The organism is Methanobrevibacter sp. UBA412, assembly GCA_002495685.1.
GTDB classification, from domain to species: Archaea; Methanobacteriota; Methanobacteria; order Methanobacteriales; family Methanobacteriaceae; genus Methanobrevibacter_A; species Methanobrevibacter_A acididurans.
In genome coordinates this window covers 1-20,657 of record DAGJ01000025.1, presented here as the reverse complement: position 1 = coordinate 20,657, position 20,657 = coordinate 1, and the positions used below count along the sequence as shown (strand labels likewise).

14 protein-coding genes and 1 pseudogene are annotated in these 20,657 nt (G+C 27.5%); 7 read left to right on the top strand and 8 right to left on the bottom strand.

The annotated features are described in order from the left end of the window. Positions 1-78: 78 nt before the first annotated feature. The 4 genes from BP997_RS08080 (at position 79) to BP997_RS08065 (ending at position 6,517) form a co-directional block, all read left to right on the top strand. Positions 79-1,548, top strand: coding sequence for a Mur ligase family protein (locus tag BP997_RS08080; RefSeq protein WP_413824668.1), 1,470 nt, complete (start codon positions 79-81; stop codon positions 1,546-1,548). Continuing rightward, entirely contained in the window at positions 1,541-3,115 is a 1,575-nt protein-coding gene (locus BP997_RS08075; RefSeq protein ID WP_413829082.1) for a Mur ligase family protein, read from the top strand. The genes BP997_RS08080 and BP997_RS08075 overlap by 8 nt, the downstream gene beginning before the upstream one ends. 181 nt (positions 3,116-3,296) lie before the next feature. Beyond that, on the top strand, positions 3,297-5,693 hold the full coding sequence (locus BP997_RS08070) for a DEAD/DEAH box helicase (RefSeq protein ID WP_413824662.1): 2,397 nt from the start codon (positions 3,297-3,299) through the stop codon (positions 5,691-5,693). Between the two features lie 92 nt (positions 5,694-5,785). Continuing rightward, positions 5,786-6,517 carry a tRNA (adenine-N1)-methyltransferase gene (locus tag BP997_RS08065; RefSeq protein WP_413824660.1) on the top strand — a complete coding sequence of 244 codons (732 nt, stop codon included), beginning with the start codon at positions 5,786-5,788 and terminating at the stop codon, positions 6,515-6,517. 53 nt (positions 6,518-6,570) lie between these two features. Here BP997_RS08065 and leuS read toward each other — a convergent pair whose 3' ends face one another. Both leuS and BP997_RS08055 read right to left on the bottom strand, forming a co-directional pair. After that, a complete protein-coding gene (gene leuS, locus BP997_RS08060; RefSeq protein WP_413824657.1) occupies positions 6,571-9,435 on the bottom strand; it encodes a leucine--tRNA ligase in 2,865 nt (954 codons plus the stop codon). Between the two features lie 51 nt (positions 9,436-9,486). After that, positions 9,487-10,314, bottom strand: a complete 828-nt coding sequence (locus BP997_RS08055) for an NAD+ synthase (protein WP_413824654.1) — start codon at positions 10,312-10,314, stop codon at positions 9,487-9,489. Between the two features lie 215 nt (positions 10,315-10,529). On the opposite strand from BP997_RS08055, the gene BP997_RS08050 reads away from it, so the two are divergent. Further along, positions 10,530-11,537, top strand: a complete 1,008-nt coding sequence (locus BP997_RS08050; RefSeq protein ID WP_413824652.1) for an ArsA family ATPase — start codon at positions 10,530-10,532, stop codon at positions 11,535-11,537. Between the two features lie 186 nt (positions 11,538-11,723). Here BP997_RS08050 and BP997_RS08045 read toward each other — a convergent pair whose 3' ends face one another. Together BP997_RS08045 and BP997_RS08040 are read right to left on the bottom strand one after the other, a co-directional pair. Next, positions 11,724-12,356, bottom strand: a complete 633-nt coding sequence (locus tag BP997_RS08045; protein ID WP_413824650.1) for a cobalt-precorrin-7 (C(5))-methyltransferase — start codon at positions 12,354-12,356, stop codon at positions 11,724-11,726. A gap of 20 nt (positions 12,357-12,376) precedes the next feature. Next, positions 12,377-12,772 carry a winged helix-turn-helix transcriptional regulator gene (locus tag BP997_RS08040; protein WP_413824647.1) on the bottom strand — a complete coding sequence of 132 codons (396 nt, stop codon included), beginning with the start codon at positions 12,770-12,772 and terminating at the stop codon, positions 12,377-12,379. Positions 12,773-13,139: 367 nt separating this feature from the next. Between BP997_RS08040 and BP997_RS08035 the strand changes: the two genes are divergently transcribed. Next, a complete protein-coding gene (locus BP997_RS08035) occupies positions 13,140-13,544 on the top strand; it encodes a pyridoxamine 5'-phosphate oxidase family protein (protein WP_413829080.1) in 405 nt (134 codons plus the stop codon). Positions 13,545-13,620: 76 nt separating this feature from the next. Here the strand turns inward: BP997_RS08035 and BP997_RS08030 are convergent, their stop codons facing one another. Together BP997_RS08030 and BP997_RS08025 are read right to left on the bottom strand one after the other, a co-directional pair. After that, positions 13,621-15,738, bottom strand: a complete 2,118-nt coding sequence (locus tag BP997_RS08030; RefSeq protein ID WP_413829084.1) for a phage holin family protein — start codon at positions 15,736-15,738, stop codon at positions 13,621-13,623. A 210-nt stretch (positions 15,739-15,948) separates the two neighbouring features. After that, a pseudogene (locus BP997_RS08025) lies at positions 15,949-16,788 on the bottom strand (metallophosphoesterase); the annotation flags it as partial. 119 nt (positions 16,789-16,907) lie between these two features. Here BP997_RS08025 and BP997_RS08020 point away from each other — a divergent pair. Next, complete coding sequence (locus BP997_RS08020; RefSeq protein ID WP_413829078.1) at positions 16,908-18,104, top strand: TIGR00375 family protein; 1,197 nt, start codon at positions 16,908-16,910, stop codon at positions 18,102-18,104. A 10-nt stretch (positions 18,105-18,114) separates the two neighbouring features. Here BP997_RS08020 and BP997_RS08015 read toward each other — a convergent pair whose 3' ends face one another. Together BP997_RS08015 and BP997_RS08010 are read right to left on the bottom strand one after the other, a co-directional pair. Next, positions 18,115-20,148, bottom strand: coding sequence for a heavy metal translocating P-type ATPase (locus tag BP997_RS08015; RefSeq protein ID WP_413829076.1), 2,034 nt, complete (start codon positions 20,146-20,148; stop codon positions 18,115-18,117). Beyond that, complete coding sequence (locus BP997_RS08010; RefSeq protein ID WP_413826730.1) at positions 20,138-20,488, bottom strand: ArsR/SmtB family transcription factor; 351 nt, start codon at positions 20,486-20,488, stop codon at positions 20,138-20,140. Before BP997_RS08010 ends, BP997_RS08015 begins: the two co-directional genes overlap by 11 nt. Between the last annotated feature and the right edge of the window lie 169 nt (positions 20,489-20,657).

The following is a 20,657-nucleotide window of genomic DNA, read 5'->3' as shown; positions in this document are numbered from 1 at the left end:
GTTATGGCTAATATATTTATAATTAATATTAGTTTAATATAAAATTTCAATACATTAAATAAATGGAGATTAATAAAAATGAATTGTATCGTTATTGGAGCTGGAAATGCTGGACGTCCTGTTGCAAGATTATTAAATCATATAGGGCATGACGTGACAATTACTGATCCTAAAAAATTAGAAAATTTTCATGAAGATTTTCAAGGAAATTTATTAACAATGGAAAATGAAGGAGTAACTTTAGATTTAGGTAATTTAACACCTGATTTAAGTAAGTTTGATTATGTATATGCTGCACCAACATTACCTGATAATTCACCAGCAGCTATAGCTATTAAAAATTCTAATATAAAAGTAATTTCAAATGATGATTTTGGAAGAATAGTAAATAAATTAATTAAACCTGATATTATTGGAATAACTGGAAGTGTTGGGAAAACAAGTACAACACACATAGTGGATTCAATGTTTAGATCTGCAGGTTATAAAATATGGAAATGCTCCTCAATGAATCAAAATTTAGTAAGTGAAGTAATAGTTGATGGAATTATAAAGGGATTACCGGATAAAGCAGATATAGCTATATTGGAACTTCCACATGGAACTGCAGGATTAATGGGTGAATTAAATCTTAAAGTCGGAGCCTTATTAAATATTTACGCAGAACATTTATCCGAATTTGGTGGATCAATGGAACGATATATCCAAAGAAAAATGTTCATCACTAAACACAGTGAAAAATTAATCTCCAGTACTCAATGTAAAGATATTTTAAAAGATATTAGACCAGATACATTATATTATGGAATGATTAATAATTTACCTGATAATGAAAATACGGATTTATTCAAAAAATTAAATACAGATAAAATTTTAATAAGTGAAAATCAAGTCTGTAATTTTATAGGTGAAAGTGGTCAAAATTCCATTAAAATAGGATATAATTTTGAAGATAAAAATGATTGCTTTGAATCCGAATTTCATATGATGAGTTACTATTTTGAAAATGCACTAGCTGCTACAGCTATTGCTATGGCTTATGGATTAGATTTAAAATATATTAAACAAGGTTTAAAAAACTTTAAAGGATTAGCTGTTCATATGGAGTATATGGGAAATTATAATGGTCGTGAAGTATTTATTGATGCATCTTACTTAATTGAAGGTATGAAATCTACATTAGAATTTTTTGAAGATAAAAGATTGGTAGTTCTATTGGATAACTTTGATACCACAACAAAAAGGGATAAAAAAGAAACAGGAAAATTAATAGGTAAATATGCTGATGTAATGGTTGCTACAGGTTTTAATGAACCTTATCAAAAAGTTTTCATGGAACCTGCTAAAGAATTATTAAATGCTGCTTCTGATTCAAATGCAGAAAAAATACTAGCTGAAACAATGGTAGATGGAGCTGAAATGTGTATTAAATATTCACGTCCTGGAGATAATATTTTACATTTAGGTCCTCAATTAATGCAAAATTATGAAAGCGTACGAAATAAAATTGTTAAAGGTTTAGAAGAGGGTTGTAAAAAATATGAATAATATTGAATTAACAAGTTTATCTGATGAGGAATTATCTTCACTAAATTTAGATTCTAAAGTTTTTGGTGTCATTGGTGTTTGTGGTGTTGTTGGAAATTTAGTTGCTAGAATTTTAATGGATAGAGGATTTAATGTTATAGGAACAGACATGGCAAATGAAAAAGATTGTACATTTAAAAGTTCTTTTGAGGGTTATGATATAGAAATTTTTTATGGAGGCCATCCTGAAGAATTCTTTAAAAAAGTTGATTATATAATTCCACCTCCAAGTTTACCAAAAAAAGCTAAAATTTTTGATATTATTCAAGAAAAAAATATTCCTATTTTAAGTTTAGGAGATATTTTTAAATTATTCGCTCCAGATAAAGATGTAATTTGTATTACTGGTACTAATGGGAAAACAACAACTACCACCCTTTTAAAACATATTGCTTACTATGCAGGTTTAAAACCAGTGGAACATAATTTGAAGGGTATGCAAGGTAATAATGAGTTCATACCTAGTTTACAGAGCCGTCTTAATGGTGATGTTGCAATTTTAGAAACAGGAACAGATGGGACTCCTGGGGGATTAAATTCTATTGTAACACTTACTCAACCATCTTCTGGTATTTTAACTAATATCACTCCAGATCATTTATCTAATGATGCAAGTTTAATTGATTATGCTAAAGTTAAAGGTGAATTAGTTGAAGGTTTAATGAATAAACAATTAATTATAAATTCTGATGATCCAACTGTCATGGGCTTGATAAAAAATTTAAATTATCAAGGTGATTTAATAACTTTTGGTTTAGATGAAGAACCTGCTAAAGTAGGATATAAACCTTGTTGGTGTGGTAAAAATATTGAAATTCAAGAAATTATATCTGGAGTAGGTAAATATAATTGTAGTTGTGGTATTAAATATGAAAAACCGGATTATATTGCTAAAGAAATCTCTTTAAAAGATAAAAAATTTATAGTTTCCACTCCTGATGGTGATTATCCGATTCAAATGAGTATTGAAGGTTTACATAATGTTTATAATTGTTTAGGTGTTATTGTTGCTGCTCGTGAATTTTTAAATTTACCTTATGATGTTATTCAAGAAGCAATATCTACATTTAATGGTGTTCCTGGTAGAATGGAAATTATGGGTGATGTTAATGGAAAAACATTAATGGTTGATTATGCTCATAATCCTGCTGGGGTTGAAACTGTTTTAAGAGAATTGAAAAAGCTTTATGGTGATTTCACAGTTGTTATTACTGTATCTTCTGAATCAGGTCATGGTGGGGATGTTGAAATCCTTAAATATGCTTTAACTTATGCTAAAAATGTGGTTCCTGCATCTTATTCTGCTCGGGTTGTTGCTGATGAATTCATTAAACAAAATCCTGATATTATTGATCAAATTATTTTTACTGATATAGTACCTGAAAAATTTAGAAAAAAAACATTAGGTGCTACTAAAGAAGAAGTTTTTGAAGGTATTAAAACAGGATTAAAAACTAATGTTAATACTGTAGTAGCAATTGGTGAAGCTGCTATTAAATTTAAATCTTTAATAAATGATTTTAAGTAGAAAAAATTTATTTTTAATAAATATTTTTTTTCAAAATACTATTTTTTTATAAGTAAATATTTTACTTAAATTATTCTATTATTCTACTTATTGGTACTTTTTTTTAAAAAAATTGGTGTTTTGTAACTATTTTAAAAAGTTTTGATTAATTATTTAAAGTATTAAGCATTATATTATATTTATGGTAAATTTTATCGAGCATAAATTGATACGACCTAAAACTGCTGAAGCTAGAACTTATCAACAAATATTAGCTGCTGATGTATTAACAGAGGGTAATACAATGATTGTTGCTCCAACTGCATTAGGGAAAACTTTAGTGGCTGTTCTTGTTGCTGCAGAGAGGTTAGATAAATTAAAATCATCTAAAGTTCTAATTTTGGCACCTAGTAAACCATTAGCGATACAACATGAAGAAAATTTTAAAAAGTTTCTAATACCTAAATGTACATCTATTACTGGTTCTGTTAAAACTGAAGAAAGATCTAAAAGATGGGATGAATCTCAAATTATATGTGCAACTCCACAAACTGTTGAGTCTGATTTATTAAATAATCGTTATTCTTTAGAAAATGTTTCATTAGTAGTTTTTGATGAATGTCATCATGCCGTAGGTTCTTATTCTTATGTTTATTTAGCTTCTAGGTATGTTAAAGAAGCTAAGAATCATTTAATTTTAGGATTAACTGCATCACCAGGTTATGATAAATCTAAAATCAATGAGGTTTGTCAAAATCTTTTTATTCAAAAAGTTAAAATTAAAACTGAAGATGATCCTGATGTTAAACCTTATTTTAATCCTATTGAAATAGATTGGGTTCAGATTAAATTAGGTAAAGAATTGGAAAGAATTAAAGAACTTCTTAATAAAGCTTTAAAACTCCGTTTGAAAGGTTTAAAATCTTTAGGTGTAATAAATACTATATCTGTTAATAAAAGGGATGTTTTACAAGCTAGAGGTCGTGTCCAAAATAGAATTGCTCGTTCTACTAACCCTCCTAAGCAATGTTATCAGGCTATGTCTATTTTAAGTGCTGTGATTAATGTTCAACATTCATTAGTTCTTTTAGAAACACAAGGGGTTAATACTTTTAATCAATATGTTAAAAGGTTGAGAAAGAAGAATACTAAAGCTGCAAAAAATTTATTATTAGATCCTAATTTTACTAAAGCAATAAGATTAGCACATGAAGCAGAAGAAAAAGGAATTGAACATCCAAAGTTGCAAAAATTAGTAGAAATTCTTAAAAAAGAGTTAGGTGTAGATGATAATCAAACTAGATTAAAATCTATGCGGGATACTCAAGATAATGTAAAAATTCCTAAGATTATAGTTTTTACTCAGTTTAGGGATACACTTGAAATGTTACATCAAAGATGTGAAAAAGAGGGTATTAAAAGTGTAAAATTTTTTGGTCAAGGTACACGAGATGGTGAAAAAGGTTTAACTCAAAAAGAACAAAAAAATATCATTAAATCTTTTAAGACTGGTTCTTATGATGTTTTACTTTCAACAAGTGTTGCTGAAGAAGGTATTGATATTCCTGCAGTTGATTTAGTTATTTTATATGAACCTGTCCCATCTGAAGTTCGTATGATACAAAGAAGAGGACGTACTGGACGTAAAAATACTGGTAAAATGAAGGTTTTAATAACAAAAGGAACTAGGGATGAAGGTTATTATTGGGCTGCTGTTAATAAAGAAAAGAAGATGAAAAAACAATTATTAACTAAGGACGCAATAGATGGTTTGGATTTAAATGCTAAGGAACTTATTGAAAGTGTTAAATCAGAAAAATCTGGTAAACCTAAAATTGAAGATGATAAATTAGATGAAGAACTTGTAGGTGATGATAATAAAGAAATTAGCATTGAGGGAAACTTAGATCTTAGTCCTAAAAATAAAAACTTACTTGTGTATGTTGATTCCAGAGAAGGAAATTCTAATGTTATTCGTGATTTAGATTTAATTGATGTTGATGTTAAAATTAAAGCTTTAACTGTTGCGGACTATCAAATTAGTGATGATGTAGCTATTGAACGTAAAACTGCAAAAGACTTTGTAGATTCTATTGTAGATAAACGTCTTTTTAAACAGGCAAGAATGATGATGGAAGAATTTAAAAAACCTATAATGATTTTAGAAGGTGATGATTTTTATACTGGATTTATTAATCCAAATGCTATTCGAGGATCCATTGCGTCTATAGCTTTAGATTTTGGAATAAGTATTATTCCTACAAGAAGTTCAGAAGATACTGCTGCAATGATTAAAAGAATTGCTGCTCGTGAACAGAAAGGGGAAAGACCTAATATTCAGTTAAGAACTGAGAGAAAACCTGTAAATTTATGGGAACAACAATTATTTATTGTTGAATCTTTACCTCATATTGGTCCTGTAAGTGCTAAAAATTTATTAGAACATTTTGGATCAGTTGAAAATGTTATAAATGCATCTGAAGATGAATTACAAGAAGTTGAGGGTATAGGTAAAAAAATTGCTAAAGAAATTAGAAAAGTTTTAAATGAGCAATATTTAAATTTTAAAAAAGAAATTAAAGATCAAAAGTTAATGTAAAAGATAGAAATGTATACAATAGAATTTTTTATTAAAAAAAATAGTATACAATAGAATAATAAAATTAAGTTAATAATTAAAATGGTGATTTTTTGAAGATTTTAATGGACGAAAGAGGTAAAAAATATTTACTTAAAGAAGATAGAGAATTCCAAACAGATTTAGGTATAATAAAAAAAGAGCAGATGGAAAGAGCAACTATAGGTGATGAGGTAGTTACACATTTAGGGAAAAAATATAAAATTATTAAACCTACTGTTAATGATTTCATTGATTTAATGGATAGAAGATGTTCTATACTTATTCAAAAGGATATTGGGGTTGTTTTAGCACATACTGGTCTAGGTGCTGGTGATAGAGTAATTGATGCTGGAACAGGTGCAGGAGCTATAGCTTTAAATTTTGGTAATGTTGTTGGAGAAAAGGGTAAAGTGTTTTCATATGAAATTCGAGAAGATTTTGCTCAAGTAGCTAAAAAAAATATAGATGATTTTGGAATAACAAATATTGAAATTAAAAATAAGGATATTAAACAAGGGATAGATGAAGAAGAAATAGATTTAGTATTTTTAGATCTTCCAAAACCTTTTGAAATCTTTGAGGATGTTTATAAAAATTTAAGGTTAGGAGGATGGTTAGCAGTTTATGCTCCATATATTCAACAAGCTGAGATTAGTTATAAAATATCTAAAAAAGTAGGTTTCTCTGATATAAAGATTCTTGAAACTTTAGAACGTGAAATGGAAGTTAGACCTCAAGGGACTCGTCCAAAAACAAGAATGGTTGGACATAGTGGGTATTTAATTTTTGCACGTAAATTATAATAAAAAAAAAGTAAAGTTTTAGGGTTGGTAAAATATTACCAAATCCCTTTTTTTTATTCCATATATATAGCTGGTTTATAAGGAATTGCATTTTTAGCCTTATTTTTAGGATCATAACTATCATCTGTATGGATAATTATTTTAGAGTTACATTCTTCTTCTATATAATCTGTAGCATCAGTAATTATTTTTAATTCATCAATTTTACCAATATATTTAGTTTTTGTAACTTCTCTACCTAATTTTTTAGCTGTAGTTGCGATTTCCTTTTTGTTGTCATGGATATTTTCCGCAATAGCTTTTCCCATTATTTTTCCAATATCTGGTTTTCCTACTTCATCAGCTATTTTATATAAATCCCATTTCCATTCTGGAGATAAATATAAGTGAACTTTTTCTATATTGTTTCCAACCATGTTTTTGATTTCAGTTATGTCTTTAACAAGGTTTTGTATAATAAGTTCTGATCTTTCTATTTTTGGATTTATTAAAGATTCATCATATTTTGGCCATTCAGCTTCAGATATAAATCCTTTTCCTCCATGTTTACTCCATATTTCTTCACAAGTATGTGGTGTGAATGGGGATAATAATCTTAACCAGGATTCTAAAACAGTTGATAATACATATATCATACCAGGATCTTTAGTATTGATTAAATGTTTTGTTCTATACATATAATGATCTAAATCTTTTTTAAGAAGGAAAAATGATTCTTGTAATGCTTTTCTTGTTTGGAATACTTCTAATGCTTCAGTAGCATTTTTAATTCTGAGGTTTAGTTGGTTTATCATCCATAAATCAATTGTTCTAGTTAATTCCACTTTGTCAATCTTATTTAAATCAATTGGTTCGTTTTTAATTTCTTCAATTTTTGTTGCAAATTCTTTAAACCAATTTAATTTTCTTTTTGTTCCTAAAACCTCTTTTTCTCTCCAATCGAAATCTTGCCATGGTTCAGCAGATGACATTAAGAATAATCTTACAACATCTGCAGAGTAATCTTTTATTGCATCTTTTAGTAATATAATATTACCTTTTGATGAAGACATTTTATTTCCTTCAAGTAATCCCATTCCGAAGACAACTGTTCCTTGTGGCCATTTTTCTTTAGGGAAAATAGCTCCGTGGTGGAACATTAAAAAGCTTAAATGGTTTCCTACTAAATCTTTTGCAGATAGTCTCCAATCTAATGGGTACCAGTAGTTAAATTCGTCTTGAATTTCTTTTACTTTTTCAGGTTCTAATTTTATTTCTTCATTATTTTCTGGTTCTTTATTTAAAAATACTTTATCAAAAAATGCAGGTGTTAATATTTCAGGATCCATATTTTTTAGATATTTTGCTATAGTATAATAAGACATGTATATTGTAGAATCTGATAATGGTTCAATTAACCATTGTTTGTCCCATGGTAAGTGTGTACCTAATCCTAATCTTCTGGAACAAGCCCAATCTTCTAACCATCCTAAATAATATTCAAAATTTGATTTAACTTCTCCAGGTATTATGGTTTCTCCTTCTAATACTTCTCTTGCTGTGTTTGTCCATTCTTCATCAGAATATCTTAAAAACCATTGGTTATCCATTACTTTAACTACACAACGTTCTCCACATCTACATATCACTGGTCTTTCTGAAAAGTCATACATTTTTCCTGCTTGATTGTTTTCAAGCATTTGGTCTCTTATTTCATTTCTTGCAGTGACTACACTTTCTCCAGCAAATTCTGGGATGTCTTCTCTTATACGGCCTTTGTTATGTTCTGTTTTGTATAATTCATTGGTTGCTTCTTGAAGTTTAGGATCTTCTTGGTTTTTGATTCCTAATTTTTCTATAACATCTTTAGCAGGTATGTCCCCATATTTTTTGAGTTTTATTACTGGTATAGGTTCTATTTTTGCTACTGTTTCTTCTAATCCATAATTTTTTAGTAGTGCTTTGTTTTCCTTTAAATCTTTTAATGCAATATAATCTGCTGGTGCATGGGCTGGTACGGAGAATACGGTTCCGCTACCATATTCGGCATCTACAAAACTAGCTGGTAATAATGGTAGTTTTTCATTTGTTATTGGATTTGTAACATATTTTCCTATGTATGGGGTCATGTCTATTTGACCTAATATTTCTAAACCATTAATTTGATTTGATAAGTTATCGTATGCTGTTCTGCTTATTATCCAAGTTTCATTTTCATTTTTAACTTCAATGTATTCTACATCGGGGTTTATCCATAGGTTTGTTGCACCATATATTGTTTCTGGTCTGAATGTAGCAGGTACTAATATTTTACCGTCTATTTCAAATTTAAGTAGTGTTAGTTCATTTATACTTACTCCTTCTCCTTCAAGTAAGTCATGGTCTCCTACAGGATTTTTGTCTCTTGGACAGTATTTTACTGGGTGTTTTCCTTTTGTTATTAAACCTTTATCATATAATTTTGTTATTTGCCATGTTACAAATTTTTGGTATGTAGGGTCTATTGTTCTGAACTCTCTTCTCCAGTCTATGGAAAATCCCATATCGTCCATTACTTCATGGTATTCATTACTAAAATATTTTACTATGAATTCAGGGTCTTCTAATTGGGGTAATGTTTCTTTTGGTACTCTGTGAACCTTTTCATATAATTCCATTGTCCATGGATCTTTTCTTTTTATTCTACTTGCTATTCCTATTACTGGTGCACCGGTTACATGCCATGCCATTGGGAAGAGTACATTATATCCTTCCATTCTTTTAAATCTTGCATATACATCAGGAACTGTGTATGTTCTTCCATGTCCAATATGCATTGCTCCACTTGGGTATGGGAATGCAACTGTTAAGTATAATTTTTTTCTTTCATCTGGGTCTGATTGAAATAGCTTAGCATCTTCCCATTTTTTTTGCCATTTCTTTTCTATATCATTTGTCACTGAATTCACCGTTTAATATTTTTATAATTTTTTTTTAAAGTAAAATGTTATTTAAATTAATTTTCCACTAGTTCTTGGACTTTGAGGAGATTCAACTTTATGTCTACTATTTACTATCTTAGATCTAATCCTATTAATTTCCTCAATGCTTAAATCAATATTTTTTATTATCTCATCATTATCCATATTCTTGTCAATAATCATATATAATAAAGAGTCTAATTTATCATAACTTAAACCAATTTCATCTTCATCTTTTTGACCAGGCCATAAACCTGCTCTAGGAGGCTTAGAAATTATATCTTCAGGAATACCCCAATCTTTAGCTAAAATTCTAAGTTGAGTTTTATAAATATCCCCAATTGGTTCAATATCACAACCACCATCACCATATTTAGTGAAATATCCAATAAGTAATTCACTTCTATTACCTGTACCAATAACAATATAATTTTTTAAATTAGCATAATAATATAATAAAGACATTCTTATTCTTGCTTTCAGATTACCACTTGCAACTTTGAAAATATCCTCATTAATATAATCTAATTTTTTTATATTCTCAGTATCTGTAATATTAAAAAATTCATTTGAAATTGTATCGATAGAAACCTCAATATATCTAATATCTAATATGTTTGCCATTAAACGAGCATGTTTTCTATCTTCATCAGGAGTTGTTGAACTGTACATATGAATTCCAAAAACATTTTCTTTACCGACAGCTTCAACTGATAATAATCCACTTACACTTGAATCGATTCCACCACTTAATCCAACAACAATACCTTTAGCATGTGCATTAGAAACAGTTTCTTTTATAAAATCGATAATTTCATTTTTAGCTTTTTCACTATTGATTTCAGGTAATTCTAACATAATATCACTAGATTATTATTATTAATAAAAAAATTATAATAATAATATTTTATATTTAATTTATTTAATAATTATCTAATTAAACCAAAAATTTTAAAAACTTTTATTAACTAAAAAAAATCAATTAATATTTTAAGTTTAAAAAAAATAATGATAATTTATATTATAAACTAAAAAAAAATAAAAAAAGTATATAATGGAGAGTGCATTTAAAAATGGCATTTAAAGATTTATTTAAATTTAAAAATGGTCAAACAACTTTCATGTTTGTAGGTGGAAAAGGAGGAGTTGGAAAAACAAGTGTTTCATGTTCAACAGCTTTATGGTTAGCTAAAAAAGGTAAAAATACATTATTAGTTTCAACAGATCCAGCACACTCATTATCTGATTCTTTAGAAGTTAATATAGGACCATATCCTGTAGAAGTTACAGAAAATTTACATGCAATTGAAATAGACCCCGACATGGCTATGGAACAAAAACAACAACAAATCAATAGTCAAAAAGCTAGAGCCACAGCAGATAAAATGGCAGGCCTAGATTTTTTAGGGGATCAAATGGATTTAGCATCTTCATCTCCTGGAGCTGATGAAGCAGCAGCATTTGAAGTTTTCATGGGACTTTTAACAAATAATGAATATGATATAGTAGTATTTGATACAGCACCAACCGGCCATACATTAAGATTATTATCCTTCCCAGAAGTTATGGATTCATGGGTAGGTAAATTATATAAAGCTAAAACAAAATTAGGTGAAGCTTCATCAAAATTAAAAGGAATAATTCCCTTCATGGATCCAAATGATGATGTAGCATCAACTGCAGAATTAGAAGCAACAAAAAGACAAATAAATGAAGCAAAAAAAGTATTATCTGATCCTGAAAGAACAACATTTAAAATGGTAGTAATTCCTGAAGAAATGAGTATTTATGAATCAGAAAGAGCTATTGAAGCACTTGAAAAATTTGATATAACAGTTGATGGAATAGTTGTTAATCAAGTAATGCCAGATATTACAGATTGTGATTTTTGTCATTCAAGACACACATTACAACAAAAACGTTTAGCATTAATAAATCAAAAATTCAAAGAACAAGAAGTTACACAAATTCCTTTATTTAAAGATGAAGTTAAAGGAATTGATAAACTTAATAATTTAGCTGAAATATTATATGAAGGTAAAATCAACGATGAAGTAAAAAGAGATACTATACAATTATAAAAATAATTAAAATTTTTATAATTTACTTTTTTTTTACAACTACAATCCTTACAAAGTGAAAATTCATCTTTCACATAAATATTTTTTTTTACAAATACAATACTTACAAAGTGAAAATTTATCTTTCACATAAATATTTTTTTTACAAATACAAAAATATTCTAATTAAATCCATTAAACCAAGCTTTATATAATCATAACACACATATAAGTAAATTCACTATTTGCTATTTCTTTTAAATTAGATTTAACTATTCGTTCTTCAGGATAACTGAGTCTTTCACATACAATTACTTCTCTATTAGGATTAACATCATTATCTAAAAGAAATTTTGCCATATCCTTAACTTTACGTGAAGGTAATGCAATTGTTGTTTTACCATTATTTATATATTGTAAAATATCTTCAATATTTTCCCTACCATGAAATGTTATAATATTTGCTTCATCCCAATTAATATGATTTTTAGATGCAGCTAACTGTAGGGAACTTATTCCAGGAATAACATTTATATTATCTATATTGAATCCTTTTTCGTTACTTATTCGTTTTATAGGTTTAAGAACACCTGAAAATCCTGGATCTCCAGTTGATAATATAGTGATATTTTTACCTTCTTTGGCCATTTCAACTGATTCTTCCAATTTTTTTGTCAAATCTTTAACATTAAATACTATATACTCCTTTTTGTTTTCAAACAAATCAAGTGCTCTTTGGCTGCCTATAGTTATATCTGAATTTTCAACAGTTTCTATTGCATTTTGTGTTAAATATTCTTTAGATCCAGGTCCTACACCTACTATATTTAGTTTTCCCATATTAATCAGTTTTTTTTATTTTATTCTTCAATATTTAAAGCTTTTTTGAAGTTATTTTTTATAGTTTTATTAACTTCTACATTTTCATATTCTTCATAATCACATTTATCTAAAGTGAACATAGCTAATTCATATATTATTTTATTCATACTTTTTCCACGTTCAGTTAAATAATATTCTGTTGTCACTGGGCTTGTGCTTAAGACTTTTTTTTCTATAAGATTATTCTCTTCCATATTTTTTAAGCAATTTGATAGTACTTTATTACTTAGTCCTGGTTTATTTTCTAAAAATTCTTTAAAGTGTTTTTTCCCAAAAAACAGGTCTCTAATTATTTGGATTGTCCATTTTTTATTAATTAATTCTAAAGCTTTATCCACAGGACAATTTATTCCACAATTTTTAGTTTTTGTCATGAAACTTTTTCTCCTAAATATTTAAAAATTTTTAATGAATCAGTTATAATTAATTATAATTTTGAATATATAAAAAATTTATATTTTTTAATTTTTTGGTTACTGAATAGTTACTAAGTAACTTTTCAGTTACAATTTTTTTAAATAATAGATTATACTGGATATAATATAATAATTATAATTTATTGGTTACTTAAAGGTAACTTAGTTACTAAAAAGTTATAAAATCTTTATAAACCTCTTTGTTAATATTTTAATATGAAGTTAATTAGTTAATTTCAATATAATAAGTTATTAAGAATTTTTTAAAATATTTTATAATATTACATAAAAAAGAAGAATTTAATTATTAAGGAGAAAAATTATCATGAATGATGTAATAAATTTTTTAAAAGAAAATCCAATTCAATATGTAGCAAATGTGGGATTAGATGGAAATGCAAAAGTAAGACCTTTAATGTTCTATCTTGAATCTAATGGGAAATTATTTTTTTGTACAAATAATCAAAAACCAGTATATAATGAATTAAAAGAAAACCCAAATTTTGAACTTGTAGTTGCAAATTCTGAATTTAAATGGTGTAGAATAAGTGGTAGAGCCGAATTTGTAGATGATATTGATATAAAACAAAAAATTATAGATTCTAATGAATTGGTAAAAACACTTTATCAAACACCAGATAACCCAATTTTTGAAGCATTTTATATTAAAGATGGAAAAGCTGTTATAAGAGATTTTTCAGGAGAACCTCCTAAAAAATATGATTTATAATTAAAATAATAAATTTTCAAAAATTATTTTTTTTAAAAAAGTGGAAAAAAATTTTACTTTAGTTGGTAAAATTTTTTTATTTTCCATGATTTAAATTTTTAGTAATATTTTCAGAATTCCTATATTTCAATATTTCACTTTTAAGTACTTTATAAACATTTTCAGCACTAATCAATGGGGTTGGAACATCCCATTCTACTGGATGTAACATAAATGGTTTACTTTGTGTTCCACCTATTCCTCCATGACTTCCAACTAATTCTTCAAATGCACAAATTTCTTCAGTTTCAGGATCATAGAAACTGTTTACTAAAATATCAGGAGTATATTTAAAACTATTACTTCTACGTAAATGTTGTGGAGCATTTTCACCAAATACTTCCAATGGATTTTCTCCTTCAATTTCATCTTCATTTAAATAGTAAACACCGTTAGCACCAATAGCCATTGGACCGAATTCTTCAGAATCTACCATTATAAAACCAATACCTTCTTGTTTAACAAGTCCAGGTATAAGATTTGGGAATAAATTTTTAATTTTTTCATAGGATAATCTTTCTTTAAATTGTGTTAAATAAACCATTGCTAAATTTCCTGAGGCTAATACTATAACTTCAGATTCTTCTGGTTTTTTATTTTCAGTTCGGAAAACTTTTTCATTAGTAACATACTCTAAAACATCTTCAGTTCTATCTGTAATGTTATCTATACCATTTTTAATAGAATCTCTTGCACCTTTAAATGGTGAAAACATTTTTGAATAGTTCTCATTAGAATCCATATTACTATATAAAGTCATATCTTCAGGTAATAAACTTCTTACATAGTTTTCAAAACTAATTCCATATCTTTGTTTAAATGTAGCACCATTTCCTTGTCCATGATCAGATTGTATTACAAATTTATATGGTCTATCAGCATATTCGCTTGCTTTTTCTAAACGGTTAAACTGTTTATCTAATTGTTTTAAACATTTAAATGAATCATTATCCCTTATTCCTGTATGATGTGCTATTTCATCATACCCTAAATATGTTGCATAAGTAATGTCAATATCTCCTACTAACATGTCTCCCATAATTGATTCAGTGGTTATTTCTCTCATAAGAACATTAGCACCTGCTCTTGTAGGTATAAATGCTAAACCTCTTCTAATACGAGGTTGAACATTTCTTAACCAGTGAGTTATTTGTGAGATAATTTCTAATATCATTTCCCAAAAGAATAATATAATTATACTTGGAAATCTGTTAGGATTTGCGAAGAGGTAATACCAAGTTGTGTTGTAAAATTTTTTAAGATTTTTTATTTTACTAAAGGTTAATACTACATCATCAGTATCTCCTGAAAATAAGTTGGAACGGCTTGCACCATCATCTACTAGTAAACCATTCCCATCGGATATTCTTTTTTCTATCATTGGAGCATCTGAAAATCCTGTAGATGTTACAATTTGATTATTATGTTCTTTTTCAACCCATCTAAATGCTGTAATATTTTCATTGTTTCCGTGTAAGATACCTGCTTGACTAGCACCTGTTTGGCTTGAAAGATCAGTTTCCCATTCTGTGACTGTATGACTTCCTCTTTTTACCCACTTAGATAATGTTGGCATATATCCTTTTTTCATTGCTTCTTCAAAAATTTCTTTTGCTAATCCATCAATTTCTAAAATTATTATTCCTGGGTATGTTTTTGTTGTAGGATGTCGTTTTTTAATTAAATCTCTAGTTACAGTTCTATAATATGAACTTTCACTATCTAATGTAAGTACTGCTGAGAGAATTGTTGTTATTAATGCCATTCCTAAAGGTGCTAAAATAAGTGCAGGTCCCTCAATAGTTAGTCCTGGAGTAAATAAACTTAAAAGATAAATTAATAATCCATCCATTATTAAGGTTCCTATTCCAATTGTATATACTAGGAAAGGTAGGAAAAGTCTTGTTAGTAATGGCCAAATTAATGCATTGATAATTGCTAATGCTATTACTGCAACTACTGCAGTTTCCCAACTTGTTACAACCAATCCTACATTTGCATGTGCTATTAATAAGAACCCTATAATTTCTCCAATTAAAACTACAATTGACCTTCCGATTTTTGCTTTACTACTTACTTTTTCAGGTTCTACTGGTTCGTTTGTTATGTAATTAGTTGTTTCTTTTATTTTTGGTCTAATATCTTTAGGATCCATTTTAATCAATTTTACATTTCCTTTTAATTAAAATTATTCACGCTTTAATAATTTATTTAAACCTTTTTCAAATTTTTCATAGGTTTCTGAATTTTTATACATTGATTCTATATTCTCTAAACTTAATGCAAGAATATTTTCATTTGTTTGTCCTTTATTTTCATCTTCTTCTAATGATTCTTTTTCACGTAGTTTTTCCTGAACAATTGGACTTTTTAAATGGAAAATAGTTATTTCAGGTGGACAATTAAGTCTAAACCAAAAAATATTAGTACCTAAGCCACGACTTGTGTATTGAATCATATTACCTACTTTATATTTTCCTACAGGATATTTTCTGGAGTAAGAACCTCTAAAAAGTGTAGTATTTATTCCAGGTATAATAAATTGTCCTCCATGGGAATGTCCAGATATTTGTAGGCTAAATTTTCTACTAAGTGAACTTAAATCTGCAAAATCAGGTTCATGGGCAAGTAAAATAGCAGCACTTTCGTCAGGAATTTTAGTTAAAACTTTTCCAAGATTATCTTCACCAACCATCATACTATCCACACCTGCAACATATAATTCATGGCCTTCTTTATTTAACACAAAAACATCATTACTAACATTATGAATATTTGCATTTTTTAATACTTTTTTGATTGTTTCAGGATTTAACCAATGGTCATGATTTCCAAGTACGGCTAATGAAACATCCTTAGGTTTTAACTTTTTTAAGGAATCTTCTAAATCGTCTTTAACATCATCTATATTATAGGATACATAGTCTCCAGTTAAAGTTACCATATCTGGTTTATGGGAATTTACAATATCAACTACACCATTCAAATATTCTGGTGTCATCCATTGCCCAAGGTGAATATCACACAAGTTAATTATTTTATAATTATGGAAAATAGGATTTAAATTTTTTATTTCTATATCAATGTTTATAACTTCAAAATCTTCAGGATTAAATGTAATGTTTTTCACTTTTTCCCTTGTAGCAGTCATAACTTCTTGAATAGTTTGTTTAGCTTCAAAAGCTGCTGGTTTTTTTTCACTCAATAAAATCACTATGTATTAGTTACTTGTAATTACTTTTATTGTTTTGAAATAATTTATACTTTTTTCTAGTTTTTGATTTTCTATAATTTCATATATTAAAAAATTCAAATAGAATACTCATGTTAGTTAATGCGGATTTACATATTCATAGTTGTTTTTCTATGGCAACATCTAAAGATATGTTAATTAATAATATTGCTCCTAAAAGTAAAGAAAAAGGTTTGAATCTTGTTGGTACTGGGGATGCTTTTCATCCTGGATGGTTAAATATAATTGAAGAAAGTACTGAGTATAAAGGTGATGGGGTTTATTCAAAAGATGAATGTGACTTTATTTTAACTACTGAAGTTGAGGGTAAAAGTCGAATTCATCATTTAATTTTCCTACCTACAATAGAAATTGCTCGTGAATTGTCTGATAAATTAGTTTCAAAAAATAAAAATTCAGATGGTAGGCCAAGAACCAAAATGGGTGGTGCTGAAATATTAGAAATGGTTAAAGAGTATGATTGTATGATTGGTCCTGCTCATGCTTTCACTCCTTGGACTGGAATGTATAAATCTTTTGATAGTATTTATGATTGTTATGATAAAAAACCTGATTTTATAGAATTAGGTTTATCTGCTGATACTAATATGGCGGATACAGTAAGTGAACTTCAAGATTTTGTATTTCTTTCAAATTCTGATGCTCATTCTCCATGGCCTCATCGTTTAGGTAGAGAATTTAATCAAATTGAAATGGATGATATATCATATTCTTCTCTTAAAAAATCTATTAAAAATAAAAAAGTTACTAAAAATTATGGTTTATATCCTAATTTAGGAAAGTACCATATGACTGCATGTACTAAATGTCATAAGTTAATTGATCCAAAATTAGCTAAAGAAGATAAGATGAAATGTACCTGTGGAGGTAAAATTAAAAAAGGTGTTGATTATAGGATAAATGAGATTTCATCTTGGAAAGAACCTCATCATCCAAAACATCGTCCGGATTATGTTCATTTAATGCCTATGGCTGAAATTATTAGTACAATTTATGATAAAGGAGTTACTACTAAATTTGTTCAAGGTAAATGGCAAAAATTAGTAAATGCTTTTGGTCCAGAGATTACAATTTTAATTAATACACCTATTGAAGAGATTGAAAAAATTGATTTAGAAACTTCTAAAGCTATTGAAGCTTTTAGGAATGGAACTGTTAATGTTATTCCTGGAGGTGGAGGTAAATATGGTGAAATTTCTTTTGATAAAGAATTAATACCTAGAGAAACTGAATCTATAGATAAAAGACTTACTCTAGATAATTTTTAATTCCTTTTTTTTAATTTATTGTGATATTTTTTTGTTTGAATTTAGAAGCTCTTAATGCATTTCCTACTGCAATTAATGTTAATCCCATATCACCGATTAATACAGCTTCCCATAATTCAACATAACCACAAATTCCTAAAATGATTAATAATCCTTTAACTGTTAATGTTAATATGATGTTTTCTTTAACAATGTTCATGGTTTTTTTAGCTAAATTTATAATATAATCTATTTTACTTATATCATCATTTATAAGAATAATATCTCCTGTTTCTATTGCTGCATCTGCTCCTTCCATTCCCATTGCGATTCCTACATTTGCTCTTGCAAGTGATGGTGTATCATTTACTCCATCTCCTACCATTGCAACATTACTGTATTCTTTTATCATTTCTTCTGTAATATTCACTTTATCTTCTGGTAGGAGATTACTGTAATATTTATCTAATCCAGTTAAAGATGCTACATTTGCTGCAATTTCATTATTATCTCCTGTTAGCATTATTGTTTTAATGTTTTTATTTTGTAGTTGTTTAATTGTATTTGGGGTTTTTTCTCTGATTTTATCTGCTAAACTTATAATTCCAAGGATTTCTTTTTCATTACTTAATATTATGCTTGTTTTGTTATTGTTTGAATTTTTATTTTGTAAGCTTTGAATTTTTTTGTCAAATTCTGGGTTGAATTGGAATAATTCTTTTTTACCTATATAATATTTTGTATTATTTATTGTACCTTCTAATCCTTGTCCAGATATTGATTTAAAGTTTTCTACATTTCCTAAATTTATATTATTTTTTGATTTATATTCATTAAATGCTTTAGCAATAGGGTGTTTAGATTTATTTTCTAAACTGCATGCTATTTTTATTATTTCGTCTTTTTTAAATTGTGGTGTAGTGATTATGGATCTTATTTCTAGTTTCCCTTCTGTTAATGTTCCTGTTTTATCGAATAATATTGCTTTTATATTATTTAGCTCTTCGATATATTCTCCACCTTTTATTATAATTCCATTTTTGGTTCCTGCAGTTAAAGCTGAAACCATTGATAGGGGTGTTGAAATTACTAATGCACATGGGCAAGAGATCACTAATAAAACTAATGCTCTATATATCCATGTATTAAATGTTTGTTGTAAAATTAATGGGGGGATAATTGCTATAATTATGGCTAATAATACTACGGTAGGTGTATAATATTTTGCGAATTTATCAATAAATAAATCTATATGTGCTTTTTTTTCTTCTGATTCTTTGATTAAATCTATTATTTTAGCGAATATTGTATTGTTTGAGGATTTAGTTACTTTTATTTCAATGTATCCTTCTTCATTTATTGTGGAGGCGTATACTTCGTCTCCTATTTCTTTATTTATTGCTAAACTTTCTCCTGTGATTGATGCTTGATTTACAGTTGTGTTTCCATTTATTATTATACCATCAACTGGGATTTTGTCTCCAGGTTTTACAATTACTATGTCATCTTTTTCTACTTGGTCAATGTTTATTTCTATTTCCTTTCCATTTTTTTTAATGGTTGCTTTATCTGGACTTAATTTTATTAAGTTGCTTATTGATTTTTTTGATTTATCTATTGATAAATCTTCTATGAATTCGGCTATGTAAAATAATAATATTAATATGGATCCTTCTAATCCATCTCCTAATAAAAATGCTCCTATTGTTGCTATTGTTACTAGTAATTCTATTTTTATTTCTTTGTTTAGTAATGATTTTATTCCATGTGTTATGATTTCTTTTCCAACTATTATGACTTCTATTAATAATATTATTTGTGATATTAAGTTTGAGGATAGTGATCCTATTTGGAATGTTGTAAATTTATTGATATATATTCCTATTATAAAGATTATTAATCCTATAATTATTGTATAAATTGATTTTTTGTAACTTTCAGGTTCTTCTTCTATATTTTCTAGTATTCCTTTTTCACATGAGCATTCTTCGTGTTCATGTTTGTGTGTACATGATTTGCTATGAGTGTGTTCACTGTTTTCATGTTCATGATGGTTATTTCTCATATTCTTCAGCTTCTTTTATTAACTTGGTTATTTGCTCGTTGTTTAATGAATAAAATACTCTTTTATTTTTTTTTCTGAATTTTACCATGTCATTACTTCTTAATAATCTTAATTGATGGGATATGCTTGATTGACTCATATCTAAAAGTAATGATAGTTCACATACACATAATTCTTCATGTTCTAATGCGGAAATTATTCTTAATCTGTTGTAGTCCCCTAATAGTTTGAATAATTTTGCTATTTCGTTGTATGTTTCTTCTGTTTTCATTTTTTTATTTACTGTTTCGAGTAAATCTTCTCTTATACTTTTGATTTCACAAATATTCTCTTCAGTCATATGAATATCTATTCATATGTACATATATAAATGTTTTTGTTTTTTAAAAAAAATATTATTAAGAAATTAAAGAAAAATTTTTTAAAAATATAATAAAGTATAATAAAAATTAGAAATTCATATAAAAATTTTGTTTTAAAAATATTATGGCTTTGTAGAAACCCTATTT

Excerpts from the sequence above, each read along its gene's own strand:
- BP997_RS08010 (WP_413826730.1), bottom strand. The coding sequence starts at position 20,488 with ATGACTGAAGAGAATATTTGTGAAATCAAAAGTATAAGAGAAGATTTA.
- BP997_RS08050 (WP_413824652.1), top strand. The coding sequence starts at position 10,530 with ATGGCATTTAAAGATTTATTTAAATTTAAAAATGGTCAAACAACTTTC.
- BP997_RS08030 (WP_413829084.1), bottom strand. The coding sequence starts at position 15,738 with ATGGATCCTAAAGATATTAGACCAAAAATAAAAGAAACAACTAATTAC.
- BP997_RS08045 (WP_413824650.1), bottom strand. The coding sequence starts at position 12,356 with ATGGGAAAACTAAATATAGTAGGTGTAGGACCTGGATCTAAAGAATAT.
- BP997_RS08075 (WP_413829082.1), top strand. The coding sequence starts at position 1,541 with ATGAATAATATTGAATTAACAAGTTTATCTGATGAGGAATTATCTTCA.
- BP997_RS08040 (WP_413824647.1), bottom strand. The coding sequence starts at position 12,772 with ATGACAAAAACTAAAAATTGTGGAATAAATTGTCCTGTGGATAAAGCT.
- BP997_RS08055 (WP_413824654.1), bottom strand. The coding sequence starts at position 10,314 with ATGTTAGAATTACCTGAAATCAATAGTGAAAAAGCTAAAAATGAAATT.
- BP997_RS08020 (WP_413829078.1), top strand. The coding sequence starts at position 16,908 with ATGTTAGTTAATGCGGATTTACATATTCATAGTTGTTTTTCTATGGCA.
- BP997_RS08015 (WP_413829076.1), bottom strand. The coding sequence starts at position 20,148 with ATGAGAAATAACCATCATGAACATGAAAACAGTGAACACACTCATAGC.
- BP997_RS08070 (WP_413824662.1), top strand. The coding sequence starts at position 3,297 with ATGGTAAATTTTATCGAGCATAAATTGATACGACCTAAAACTGCTGAA.
- BP997_RS08080 (WP_413824668.1), top strand. The coding sequence starts at position 79 with ATGAATTGTATCGTTATTGGAGCTGGAAATGCTGGACGTCCTGTTGCA.
- BP997_RS08035 (WP_413829080.1), top strand. The coding sequence starts at position 13,140 with ATGAATGATGTAATAAATTTTTTAAAAGAAAATCCAATTCAATATGTA.